Source organism: Williamsia phyllosphaerae (assembly GCF_014635305.1).
Taxonomy (GTDB): domain Bacteria; phylum Actinomycetota; class Actinomycetes; order Mycobacteriales; family Mycobacteriaceae; genus Williamsia_A; species Williamsia_A phyllosphaerae.
Genome location: NZ_BMCS01000002.1, coordinates 835,152 through 848,018 on the forward strand (window position 1 = coordinate 835,152; position 12,867 = coordinate 848,018).

At 67.1% G+C, this 12,867-nt stretch carries 9 protein-coding genes; 7 read left to right on the forward strand and 2 right to left on the reverse strand.

Annotation, left to right across the window (positions count from 1 at the left end; translation table 11 throughout):
- Positions 1-67: 67 nt before the first annotated feature.
- Positions 68-3,595 (reverse strand): carboxylic acid reductase, encoded by a 3,528-nt coding sequence (gene car / locus IEV93_RS17820; protein ID WP_188491311.1) that lies wholly within the window; start codon positions 3,593-3,595, stop codon positions 68-70.
- A gap of 419 nt (positions 3,596-4,014) precedes the next feature.
- Here car and IEV93_RS17825 point away from each other — a divergent pair, with 419 nt between their 5' ends.
- The 7 genes from IEV93_RS17825 to IEV93_RS17855 all read left to right on the forward strand — a co-directional run bounded on the left by IEV93_RS17825 (position 4,015) and on the right by IEV93_RS17855 (position 12,258).
- Positions 4,015-5,250 carry an SDR family oxidoreductase gene (locus IEV93_RS17825; protein ID WP_229705282.1) on the forward strand — a complete coding sequence of 412 codons (1,236 nt, stop codon included), beginning with the start codon at positions 4,015-4,017 and terminating at the stop codon, positions 5,248-5,250.
- A complete protein-coding gene (locus IEV93_RS17830) occupies positions 5,247-5,450 on the forward strand; it encodes a hypothetical protein (protein ID WP_188491312.1) in 204 nt (67 codons plus the stop codon). The genes IEV93_RS17825 and IEV93_RS17830 overlap by 4 nt, the downstream gene beginning before the upstream one ends.
- Entirely contained in the window at positions 5,447-6,229 is a 783-nt protein-coding gene (locus tag IEV93_RS17835; RefSeq protein WP_229705283.1) for a phosphatidylserine decarboxylase, read from the forward strand. Before IEV93_RS17830 ends, IEV93_RS17835 begins: the two co-directional genes overlap by 4 nt.
- A complete protein-coding gene (locus IEV93_RS17840; RefSeq protein WP_188491314.1) occupies positions 6,226-7,386 on the forward strand; it encodes a hypothetical protein in 1,161 nt (386 codons plus the stop codon). Before IEV93_RS17835 ends, IEV93_RS17840 begins: the two co-directional genes overlap by 4 nt.
- Positions 7,383-9,587 carry an MMPL family transporter gene (locus IEV93_RS17845; RefSeq protein ID WP_229705284.1) on the forward strand — a complete coding sequence of 735 codons (2,205 nt, stop codon included), beginning with the start codon at positions 7,383-7,385 and terminating at the stop codon, positions 9,585-9,587. The genes IEV93_RS17840 and IEV93_RS17845 overlap by 4 nt, the downstream gene beginning before the upstream one ends.
- Positions 9,588-10,047: 460 nt before the next feature.
- Complete coding sequence (locus IEV93_RS17850; RefSeq protein ID WP_188491317.1) at positions 10,048-10,998, forward strand: SGNH/GDSL hydrolase family protein; 951 nt, start codon at positions 10,048-10,050, stop codon at positions 10,996-10,998.
- Positions 10,999-11,046: 48 nt separating this feature from the next.
- Positions 11,047-12,258: an NAD(P)/FAD-dependent oxidoreductase gene (locus IEV93_RS17855; RefSeq protein ID WP_188491319.1), complete on the forward strand. Its 1,212-nt coding sequence runs from the start codon at positions 11,047-11,049 to the stop codon at positions 12,256-12,258.
- Here the strand turns inward: IEV93_RS17855 and idi are convergent.
- Complete coding sequence (gene idi, locus IEV93_RS17860; protein ID WP_188491320.1) at positions 12,251-12,862, reverse strand: isopentenyl-diphosphate Delta-isomerase; 612 nt, start codon at positions 12,860-12,862, stop codon at positions 12,251-12,253. The two genes, IEV93_RS17855 and idi, sit on opposite strands and share 8 nt — an antisense overlap.
- Between the last annotated feature and the right edge of the window lie 5 nt (positions 12,863-12,867).

Consider the following 12,867-nt stretch of genomic DNA (forward strand, 5'->3'; position numbering starts at 1 on the left):
TGACACACGCCGACACCCGACGCCGCGTGGTGTGGTCGTCGGGTGTCGGTGTGGGACGCGCGCAGCCTCAGAGCAGTCCGAGCACCTCGAGGTTGGTGGCGTACTTGACGATGATCTGCGGCGTGATGTGCGGGATGTCCTTGTCGGGACCGATCTTCGCGTCCTGCACCGCCGCACGGAACCGATCGGTCGGTGCCATCGCCCCGTTCAGCGGCGGTACCGGCTGCTGATAGTTGTGCAGCAACGGCAGCAGCGACGCGGATCGCTGCTTGGCCGGCAGCGCACGGACCGCGGTCTCGAACCGCTGGAGCCACTCGTCGTACCCGTCGACCCGCTGGATCGAGTAGCCCGCGTCGACCAGCCAGTCGACGAACTCGTCCTGACCGATCCCGTCGTCGTACGGGTTCATCACGTGGTACGTCTCGAACCCGTCGAGCAGCTGGACCGACAGGGTCGAGATCGCCTCGGAGATGAAGTCGACCGGCAGCCCGTCGTAGTGTGCGCGTTGACGATTGCCGTCGGCGTCGAGTTCGTAGAACGACTTCGGCGCGACGCCGGTGGCCACCAGGCTCAGCATCAACCGGGTGAACATGTCCGGCACGTTGAGCTGACCGACGAACTGGGTGTCGGCCAGGATCATGTCGCACCGGAACACCGCCACCGGCAGACCGCACAGGTCGTGGGCCTCCCGCAGCAACACCTCGCCGGCCCACTTGCTCGTGCCGTATCCGTTGGCGTAGCTCTCGTCGACCGCGCGGGTCGCGCTGATCTCGCGGATGTCGGCGGCCTCGACGAACGCCGACGTCGGCTCGATCCCGGCCCCGACACCGATGGTCGAGACGTAGGCGAACTGCTTGAGCTTGCTGGTCAGTGCGATACGGATCAGCTCGGCCGTGCCCAGGGCGTTGGGGCCGAACAGCTGCGCGTACGGCAGGACGTGGTTGACCAACGCGGCCGGGTCGACGATCAGGTCGACGGTGTCGGCGATGCGCTGCCACGTCTGCGCGTCGAGGCCGAGGTCGGCCTCGCTCTTGTCACCGGCGACGACCTGGAGGTAGTCGGCGGCCAGCTTCTCGTAGCGCGCCAACAACTGCGGGTCGCCGCTGTCGAAGGTCGCGTCGAGCCGAGCACGTGCCGCCGCATCGTCCTTGGCGCGCACGATGCAGATCAGTGTGCCGTCGACGAGGTCCATCCGCTCGAGCCATTCCAAGGCGAGGAACCGCCCGAGGAAGCCCGTCGCGCCGGTGAGCAGGACGGTACGGACCTGCTCGCTGGGGCGTGGCAACGTCGGTGCCGCCGCGAGGGTCTCGGCGTCGACGAACTTGTCGAGCGTCAGGTCCTTCGCGTGGACCTCGGTGGCGTCGGCACCGTGCACCGTCGCGAACGTGGGGCGGGTCGCGCCCGAGGTCCGCTCGTTCTCGATGTAGTCCGCGATGGCCGCGAGATCGGCGGCCGGGTTGACGATGACGCCGACCGGGACCTCGATGTCGAAGATCTCACGCAGGAGGTTGGCGAAGGTGACCGCCGACAGCGAGTCACCACCGAGGTCGGTGAAGTGCGCGTCGGCCTGCACGTCCGACGCCGAGGCGCTGAGCAGCGCTGCGGCCGCGCGGCTCACGGACTCGATGACCGGCGCGGTGTTGCCCTCCCGGCGCAGAGCCTGCAGCTCGTTGGTCTGGCCGTCGGCGAGATCGGCGTAGCGCCGTTCGAGCGCCTCGCCGTACTGCTCCTTCAACCGCGGCCGGGCCAACTTGCGGATCCCGGTCAGCAGTCCGTTCTCCAGAGTGAAAGGTGTTGTCTCGACGATGAAGTCGCGGGGGATCTCGTAGGACTGGAGCCCCGCGGCCTTGGCCGAACGCTGCAGCGACTCACCGAGGATCGGCTTGACCGCGTCGACATCGCCGTCGACCTGGGCCAGGGCGTCGTCCGTCGGCACGACGACAGCCAGCAGGAACGCACGCGCGGAGTTGCCGTAGATGTAGATCTGGCCGATGACCGGGCTGTCGGCGAAGACCGCCTCCACCTTCGACACCGTGACGAACTCGCCCTGGGACAGCTTGAGGACGTTGTTGCGGCGATCGAGGTAGACCAACTGATCGGGCCCGGTCTCTGCGACCACGTCACCGGTTCGGTAGTAGCCGTCCTCGTCGAAGACGTCGGCCGTTGCGTCGGGACGGTTGAAGTAGCCGGGGAACATGGTGTCGGACTTGACGAGCAGCTCGCCACGCGGATTGGGACGGTCGGTGTGGAAGTACCCGAGGTCGGGGACGTCGACGAGCTTGTAGTCGATGACCGGCGGACGGCGGACGGCGCCGTCGATGAAAACCATGCCGGCTTCGGTGGATCCGTACCCTTCGACCAGGTGCAGCCCGAGCAGCGACTCGACGAACGCAGTCATCTCGGCGGAGATCGGCGCCGAACCCGTCAGCGCGGCAACGTATCGCCCACCGAGAAGGTTGCCGCGCAGGTCCGCCGAGACCGCCTCGCTCGCTGTGGCCTCGTCCTCCCCCGCGTTCACGCGACGGCTCAGGGCGCTCTGGTGCTCGGTGAAGATCATCTCCCAGATCCGGGGCACGAAGCTGAGCAGCGTCGGCCGCACCAGCGCGAGGTCCTCGAGGAAGGTCGACAGGTCGCTGGTGGCCGCGAAGTAGCTCGTCCCGCCCGACGCGAGCGTCTCGAACAGGATGTGGCGCCCCATCACATGGCTCATCGGCATGAAGCTCAAGGTGATCGACGGACCGGTGGTGCCCTGCGCGCCGACCATGTTGGTCGTCCGACGCCATGCGTTGGTGACCAGGCTCTCCGGGTACATCGCACCCTTCGGCCGTCCGGTGCTGCCGGAGGTATAGATCAGCAGCGACAGCGGATCGCCCTCGCCCACAACCGGAACCGGACCGGACACCGTCGACTCGCCGCGTGCGATGACATCGGTGAGGGTCTCCACGGTCACCGCGTGGTCTCCGTCGGAGAGACGACGCCGCGCATCGGCGACCGCGTCACGATGATCGTCGACCTCGGACAGCAGATCGAACACGACCAGCCGACCGACCGCAGCACCGTTCGCGGTGAGCTCGACCGCGTCATCGAGACGGTCGACGCTCGCGGCGATCAGGGTGGGTTCGGTCTCGTCGACGATGGGCTGCAGCTGGGTCAGTGGCGCACTGGTCTGCAGCGGCACGCACACCGCGCCCAACAGCACGGTCGCCATGTCGATGACCGCGTAGTCGACGCTGGTGAACCCCAGCACCCCGACACGGTCGCCGGGCGACACCGCACCGTCGGCCAGTGACGCGGCGACCGAACACACACGAGCCCACAGCTCGCGGTAGGTGATGGTCTCGAAACGCGGCAGCAGCGTGGTGGTGGTCCGCCCCGAGGTCGGGTCGGTGACGAGGTCCACGGCGCGCGCACCGAGGGCGGGCCGGTCGGCGTAGCCGTCGGCGAGGATGTCCATGATCTGGGCGAGTCGCAGCGACGGCTCGTTGACCGCCTCGGTCACGGCGTCGTCGGGACGGGCCGCGGCGAACTGCGCATCGTCACGGACCAGGTCGGCAATGCGTCGGGCGAGTTGGTCGTCCTGGGTGTCGATCGACATGAGTCGTACTCCTTCGAACTATGGCCGGACGGTGGTGACGAGGAAGACCTCAGAACACCCGTACAGGCGCTTGCATAGCCTAACGATGTAAACGTTAGCAGCGCTTCACACCCACCTGCCACCGTCATGTGGCGAACCAGACAGGTGGCGGCCCGCGGGCCGACCGCTTCGTCGCATTCGCGCGGTCCGAGAACGGCATCAGGGCACTCGCAAGGCTTTTCAGCCCATCCGAAACGAGGGATGAAATCTGATTCTCGACGGGCTTTCGTCACTTCTGTTAGGAGAAGTCATCGAACTCAACATGTGTTGCGACGGCCAGTTGTGGGCGATCACAGTGGATGGGACAACTCCTTCGGTGATGTCCGCCACTCCCCTACGGTTCTGCTCGGACATCAACCGAAAGAGGCGGGGAATTGAGCGTGGGCAAGCTGTCATCCGAAGAGTCACTGCGGCCCTTGTGGCCCCACGCCGACGCGATCATGTCGTCGGAGTGTCGCGGACTGAGGTTCAACGGCAAGTACGCCGACGTCGTCGCGCTCAGCACCGGTGACCCGACCGCGCTTCGCCCGACCATCGATCCGGACACCCGTCGCCGCGTCGCGCTGATGCCCGAGGCACGTCGCGACACCGCTCTGGTCCTCGGAGCCAACGGCTTTCTCGGCGCCCACCTCATCGGACAACTGACCCGGGACCCGTCGATCACCCGCGTGTACGCGATGATCCGACCCACCGCGGATCGCACCGCCGCGCAACGTCTGCAGGACACGCTGGACGGCTACGAGATCTCGGTCAACGCCTCGAAGATCACGTTCGTCGAGGGCAATCCGACCGACCGCCATTTCGGACTGGCCAAGGACGTCTTCTTCGACCTCGCCGAGAACGTCGGACTGATCTTCAACTGCGCCAGCTCGACCGACTACACCTCGACCTACCTTGATCTGCGCAGCGACTGGTTCCTGAGCCTGCTGCGCGCGCTCGAGTTCTCGATCACCACGACCCGCAAGCACCTGACCTACGTCGGCAGCATCGGTGCGCATCTGTACCAGCGGCCAGAGGACTTCCGGCGCCACGACGGCTGGTGGTATTCGGGCTACGCACAGATGAAGTGGGTCAACGCAGCACTTCTGGGCTGGCTGGCCGATTCCGACACCTACTCGATCACGCTCTGCGAGGCCCCGTACATCCTCGGCAGCACCCAGCGCGGACTCGATCCGGGTCGCGCATACAGCTTCTGGCGCATCGTCGAGGTCGCCAAGGCGGTCGGCGCGATCTGGGACGGCCCCGGCATGAACTACGTCCCGGTGGACGTGATCTGCGAGGTGATGGCGCACAACGCGACATCGACCGATCCACTGTCCCGACTGCTCCCCAGCAACCCCGAGGACTACGACCACAGCCTCTACGCCGAGCTACTCGACCTGGACCTCGTGTCCTGGGACGAGTTCTACGTCCGGGTCTCCGACATGGCCGGGGAGAAGTTCGCGCAGACCGTGCTCGGCGACAACATCGACATCCTCATGCGCAAGGTGCACAAGCCCGAGGCCATCCTGCCCGCCGGGCACGACGCCTCGTGGTGCGATCACCGTCGCCTGTTCGAGCTCTACTTCAGCAACGTGGCGCTGAAGGACCTGGCTCCCGCCGTCGCGTCGGCATGACCGCCGGTTCTCGAGTCGAGCCGGCGACCGCCTCGCGGCACGACGTCCGGTTCCTACCGGAGTTCGTCGACTTCGTCTACGCGCTGGGTTTCTATCTGGTGTGCGCGTTCCTGGGGTTGCTGCCGAGCACGATCGGGCGGCCGCTGCTCCTGCGGTACGTGACGTGGGCGGCGGCCATGGACGAGGAACGGGCGCGGTGATCGGTTCCGTGGGCCGGCTGATCGCGGCCGTCGCGGCGGTCGCCGTCGCACTGTTCGCCACCTTCGCCTACTGGCGGTTGCGATTCTTCTTCCGCGACCCCGAACGCACTCCCCCGTCCGACCCGCGCGTGGTCGTCGCACCGGCTGACGGGTTCATCACGTACGTCAAACGGGTGGATCACGGCGAGATCCCGTTCGCGGTGAAGAAGTCCAGGACCATCCCGCTCGAGGAGTTCGGGGTGGCCGCCTCGGCAGCCGGCGACGGTGCGAGCGGCTTCCTGATCGGCGTCTACATGTCCGAGTACTCGGTGCACCGCAACCGGATCCCGGTGGCGGGGACCATCTGCTTCCGCGAACACCGCTCGGCCGCACCGTTCAACAGGTCGATGGCGCGGATGGGCGCGAATCTGCTCGCTCGCCAGACCCCCTACGACGAGGGGTGCGACTACCTGCTCAGCAACGAGCGCCTCACCATCGGCATCGAACACGAATGCGGTGCCATCACCACGGTCACCCAGATCGCCGATCTGTGGGTCAACCGCATCGTGGCGCACGTGGGGATCGGCGACGAGGTCGGTCGCGGCGACCAGTACGGCATGATCCGTTTCGGTTCCCAGTGCGATGTGTTCGTCCCCGACGAGTTGGTGTCGGCGATCACCGTCACGCCCGGCCAGTACGTCTTCGCGGGCAAGACCCCGATCTGCGTGTCGCCGGTGTCGGTGGAACGCGAGCCCGGCGCCGAGACGATGGCGGTCACGGCCGGGACGGGAGCACCGTGATCACGGTCGTGCCGGTCCGGTCATCGCAGGACTGGGACGACTTCGAGTCGGTGTACTCGCACGTCTACGCGGACGACCCCAACGGGCTGCCCGACGAGATCATCGACGTCGGCACGACGTTGCGGTCGCCGCCCGCAACTCTGGCAGCGACGCGTCGGGTGCAGGCATTCGTCGCATTCGACGGTCACCGCCCGGTGGGTCGCGTGGCCGCCATCCATGATCTCGCGTTCACGGAGTACACCGGGGAGTCGTTGGGGTTCTTCGGTTTCTACGAGTCCGTGGACGACCACCCGGTCGCCGAGGCGCTGCTCGACGCGGCGTCGACCTGGCTGACCGGGCAGGGGCTCGCGCGGATGGCGGGGCCGTTCAGTCCGTCGATGTTCTACAGCGCGGGCATCGTCGTCGACCCGGAGCCCACCCTCCCGTTGATCGGCATGCCGCACAACCCCGCTCACTACGCGGAACAGTTCGAGAAGTGGGGCCTCGCCGGGATCAAGGACTTCTACAGCTACCGCTTCGACGAGCCGTACCAGATGTTCTGCAGCGAGAAGTTCGCGCGTCACAAACAGCTCTACGAACGGGTCAGTGCCCGCTCGGAGGTCACCTTCCGGACGATGAAGTACCGCACTCTGCGCAGGGACTCCGAGATCGTGCGCGAGCTGTACAACACCACGTTCAAGGACTTCTGGGGCTTCTCACCGTTGTCCTCCGAGGAGATGTTGTCCCTGCAGAAGATGATGCTGCCGGTCCTCGATCGGCGGCTGACCATCCTCGCCGAGTATCAGGGCAGACCGGTCGGCTTCTTCATGGGTTTCCCCGACGCCAATCAGGCCATCGCGCACGCGGCGCGCTTCCGCCGTCGATGGATCCGTGACGTGGCCACGCTCTGGTACGTCAAGGGCCCCCGTCGCAAGCAGCTGATCGACGGGGTGCGCGTGGACATGATGCTTGTCGACTCGTCCTGCCCGGATCGGTCGGTGGCGTCGCAGATGATCGTCGAGATGTGGCGCCGCATCGAAGAACGTGGCTACTCCCGCATGGAGGGCGCTCCCATCCTCGACGACAGCGAGTGGATGAAGGGATCGGTGCTCGCCCGCGTCGAGATGAGTCCGCACCGGACCTACCGCATCTACAGCTGCGAGTTGACGATTCGGTGATCGGAGTGCGCTGGGGCGAATTCGTCGCCCGACACCGGTACGCCGTCATCGCGATCGGGATCCTGCTGTGCATGGGTGCCGCGATCCTCTACCCCACCCTGCAGTCGAAGCTCGTGGGCGTCGACTTCTCGGTGTCGCAGACGGATTCGAGCCGTTCCGACGAACTCGTCGCCCGGCACTTCACCGACTTCGGATCCGAACAACTCGCGGTGACCTTCTCCTCGGACACCGCGCGTACCGATCAGCCGGGTTTCCGCGCCCGGGTGACCGACGTCGTCGCGGAGTTGCGCGCCTCCCCTGACGTCGTCACGGTCATCGACCCCTATGAGGCACAGGGGTTCTCGCCGCAGATCTCCGCGGACAAGACCGCCGCGCTCGCCCTGGTCGGTGTCCGCGGCGACGCCAGCGAACGCATCGGGGTCGCCGAACGCCTGCAGGACATGCTCTCCGACGCATCACGTGCGGGTGTCACGGTGTCGATGACCGGGTACTCCCCGATGACGGTGGACCTCACCGCAGTCGAATCCCGCGACGCGACCCGTGCGGAGAGCGTCGGCATCCCCATCGCGCTCCTGGTCCTGGTGCTCGCGCTCGGCGGGATCGTCGCAGGCGTGATCCCGCTGATCTCCACCGGTATCGGACTTCTCATCGCGTTCGGCGTCATCACCCTGCTGACCCACGTCATGACCTTCGACATCCTCGTCACCACCGTGGCGTCGATGATCGGACTCGGCCTGGGCATCGACTACTCGTTGTTCATCGTCAGCCGCTTCCGTGAGGAACTCGCCCGGGGATCGGTGCGCAGCCGCGCCGACCGGCGAGCCATCGAACGGGCGACCGGCGTGGCGATGGGCACCGCGGGCCACACCATCGCGATATCCGGCCTGGTGGTGATGATCGCGTTGGCCGCGTTGACGATCGTCGACGTCCCTGCGGTCCGCACCATCTCGTTGGTCGTCGCCCTGACCGTCATCTGCGTTCTGCTGGTGGCGTGGACCATGCTGCCTGCGGCGCTCGCAGTCCTCGGCCCCGACATCGATCGCTGGGGACTGCCCGCCCGATTCCGCCCTCGGGACACCCGCATGGATGCGACCGGGCGCAGCCGGTGGCACCGGTGGGCGCACCACGTGATGCGACGGCCGTGGGTCTACGCCGTCGCCGGCACACTGCTGCTGGCGATCTGCGTCATCCCCATCGGGTCCATCCGCTACGGCGTCGACATCGGCACCGCCGCACTGCGCGATCAGCCGAGCGGCACCGCCAACACCGTGCTCACCGAGAAGTTCGCGGCGGGCACCATCTCTCCGATCACCACGGTGCTGACCGGGTCGGGCGGGGGCGAGATGTCCGACGCGCAGGCCGAACGCGCGGTCGAGTTCGAGTACGGCCTGCGCACCGACGCCCGCGTCGCGTTCACCTCGTCGCAGACCAATGACGGCCGGTCCATGCTCGTGGTCATCCCGGCGGTACCCATCGACTCCACCGACGCCATCGACCTGGTCGAGTCGATCCGAGACAAGGCGTCGGCGATGACCGCCGACGGTGGGCCCCGGGCCTACGTCGGCGGCACCACCGCACTGGTCGTCGACGCATCCGACGAGATCTCGTCGAAGATGCCGTGGGTGGTCGGGCTGATCCTGGGCTTTTCGTTCCTCTACCTCGCGGCGGTGTTCCGCAGCATCGTCATCCCGATCAAGGCCGTCATCATGAACCTGCTGGTGACCGGGGCATCGCTCGGACTCACCGTCGCGGTCTTCCAATGGGGTTGGGGCGCAGGACTGCTCGGGTTCACCAGCGCCGGCTACATCCAGTCGTATCTGCCGGTGACGGTGTTCGCGGTGGTCTTCGGGTTGTCGATGGACTACGAGGTGTTCCTCATCGGCCGGATGCGGGAGGTGTTCGCGAAGACCGGCGACAACGTCTGCGCGGTGGCCGACGGGATCGAGCACACCGCGCGTCCCATCACCGCCGCGGCCGCCATCATGGTGGCGGTGTTCGCGAGCTTCATGTCGGCAGACGTGTTGGAGCTCAAGCAGTTCGGGTTCGCGTTGGCGGTGGCGGTGATCTTCGATGCCATCCTCGTCCGGATGATGCTGGTACCCGCGATGATGAAGCTCTTCGGTGGTCGCAACTGGTGGCCGGGCGGGCGCACCCACGTCGCGGAGAGCGTCGAGGACCGGCTCGAACCGGCACGGTCCTGAGTAGATCGGTCTCACCGTCGGCGGCGGCCGATGGTCCACACAGAAATCGACCGGTCTCACCCCAGGGGAGACCGGTCGATTCATGCGTTCGATCTAGCTCGAACCGAACAATCCTCCGGCCAGCCCCAACAGCAGGTTGTCGACACCGAGACCGCCCAGCAGACCACCGAGCAGAGTTCCCACAGCTCCGAGCAACATGAGATTCCTTTCGCAACACGCGCGTCGCGCGGCCCCGACGACCGCCCGTAGAAATGTCAGATACAGAATTGGAACATTGGGATATTAACGTGGGTGAGCGCATCAGCTCGCGAATTTCCCGAAATCCGCTCTCCTGCCCTGCTGGTGGGGTCGCGGTGGACACCGGCGTCCGCGTCGAGCGAGGTCCGGTGGCGGTGGCCGGCACCGCCGTCCAGCACAATGTGCGCATGCGCGTCGGCACCCACCTCTCCAGGTCGCCACGATGAGACGACCTTTTCTGGCCGCCCTCGCGACGACGGTGGTGATCGTGGTGATCGCATTGATCGCGACGCTCGTACCGTGGTCTGATCTCAGCGAGACCACCTCCGAGAAACCCGCCGCACCAAGCACTCCGACACAACGCGGAACCCCGGCAATCGGGGCACCGAGGTACGTCGCCCTCGGCAGTTCCTACGCATCCGGGCCCGATTCCGACGGCGTGATCGACACCCGCTGCCTGCGGACCGGCGACGACTACCCCCACCAGGTGGCTGCATCGCTACGCCTCGCGCTGACCGACGTCTCGTGCTCGGGGTCGACGATCCCCGACATCCTGCACCGCGCCCAGCCGCACCGCGCCGATGCGCCTCAGATCGATGCGGTCACCGCCGACACCGATCTCGTCACCGTCACCACCGGCGGCAACGACGTCGGGTACATCGGTCGCCTGACCGCGATCAGCTGCGCGAACCAACTCGCGCGCGCCGCGACCAAAGGCGTCGGCGGACACTGCCGCAACGAGCCACCGCGCGCGCCACCGACCGTCGCAGATTTTGCGAACCTCGAACGCGAGATGATCGGCATCGTCGACGCCGTGCACCTGCGCGCCCCGAAAGCGATGGTGGTGATCGTCAACTACCCCCCGATTCTCGATTCTCGGGCAACCACCTGTGCGTCGGTGCCGCTGACGCCGGCCGAGGCAGCGACCACCGTGGCGACCTTCGACGGGCTGCGCCGCGCCACCGACGCCGCGGCTCGGGCCACCGCATCAGTCCTCGTCGACGCCGCCACGTCAGGTGCCGACCACACCGCGTGCTCGGCGTCACCGTGGGTGTACGGATACCGACTCCCCGCGCCGTACCACCCCACCGCAGACGGTCGACAGGCGATGGCACAACTCACGACCGCAGCGATCGAGGCCTCCGGTTTCACCGCGCCCACGATTCCGCGCTGACGTCACAGCCCACTGACGACATCGGGGCTCGCGGCGTAGCGTGGAACGATGAACCCCGAAATTGACAGCGGCCGGTCACATTTCGACGTGATCGTCGTGGGTGGGGGCAACGCGGGTATCGGTGCGGCAGCACATCTACGCCGTCAGGGCATCACCGACGTCGCCGTCATCGAGCCACAGCTCGTGCACACCTACCGTCCGATGCTGTCCTATGTCGGCTCCGGTCAGGCGCCCCTGGCCCACGCGGAACGCACCCAGCGCTCGGTCACGCCGAAGGGCTGCTCCTGGCTTCGCGACACGGTGGTGGCCGTCGACCCCGACGCGAAGAAGGTGCACTGCGCCTCCGGTCGTGTCCACGGCTACAACGACCTGATCCTGGCGACCGGCCTCGTACCCGACCACGACGACCTGCCCGGCATCGACGATGCGCTCGCCTCGGCGAACGTCGCGAGCAACTACCTCGACGCCGCGGAGAAGACCTGGCAACTGGTGCAGCAGACCCCACGCGGCGGGCACGCGGTGTTCACCGTCCCGCGACCGCCGGTGAGCTGCACCGGGACGACCATCAAACCGCTGTTCCTCGCGGCGGGCCAATGGCAACGGGAGCGCCGTCTCTCGGGCATCTCGATGACCCTCGTCGTCGACCGCACCGACCTCACCGGGATCCCGAAGCTCGACGCCGCGCTGCGCACGCAACTCGACGATCTGGGTGTGCGAGTACTCCACCGGACCGCGGTCACCGGCATCGACACCGCGAAGCAGGCGATCGACGTCTCCGGTCCGGGCGGAGCACGAGAGTCCATCGCCTACGACATGCTCCATCTGGTGCCCCCGTTCCGCGGCCCGGAGTGGCTGACCACGTCCGGGCTCGCGGGCGCGTCACCGCACGGTCTGGCCGACATCGACCCCACGACGTTCCGGCACCGCACGCGACAGGCCGTGTGGGCCATCGGGGACGGCGCCGCCGTCGACACCGACCCGTCGGGCGGCGCACTGCGGATACAGGCGAGAACTGTCGCGAAGAACCTGGTCGCGCAACGGTCGGGCGGTTCGATGACGACCTACGACGGTTACACCGTGTCCCCGATCGCGACCGACGCGCATCAACTCATCGCGGCGGAGTTCGACCGCTCGAAGAAGGTCTCGTCGTCGTTGCCGACGTTCTTCGATCCGGTTCGTCCGCGCCGCCGGGCGTGGGTCTTCGACCGCTACGGTCTGCCGGTCCTCTACTGGAACCTGATCCTCAAGGGACTCATCTGACGCTCGGCGCCGACGCGGGTTCGAGGCCGGTGCGAGCAGCGGGAGGAAGGCTCGACTCGGGCGCCGCCGACCACGCGAGCGGGTTCGGCCCGAGCCGGTCGAGTTGCTCGATCTGGTCGCGACACCACGGCGAGATCGGTCGCTCGCCGGCGAGCACCTCGCGGGCGAAATCGTTCCAGGCGACCCATTCGAAGTCGGCGACCTCGCCGGGATCGGGAGTGGGCGCCGGACCGTCGTAGCGAACCGCGTAGACCGGGCAGATCTCGTTCTCGACCAGCCCGTTGTCCATCACCGCGCGGTAGCGGAAAGCTGGCAGGAGCAGTTGCACCGTTCCGCCCGCGATCCCCAACTCGGTGGCGAGCCGACGCAGGATGGCCTCGTCCATCGGCTCGTCGGGTCCGGGGTGCCCACAACAGCTGTTGGTCCAGGTGCCCGGCCAGGTGACCTTCTCGTACGCGCGCTGCGTGACCAGCACGCGCGCGTCGGAATCGAACACGTAACTCGAGAACGCCAGGTGCAGAGGCGTCTCGCGGGTGTGGACCTCGTATTTCGGGTGGACGCCGATCCGGTTACCGGCGTCATCGAGGAGCACTACGTTTTCCATGAGCA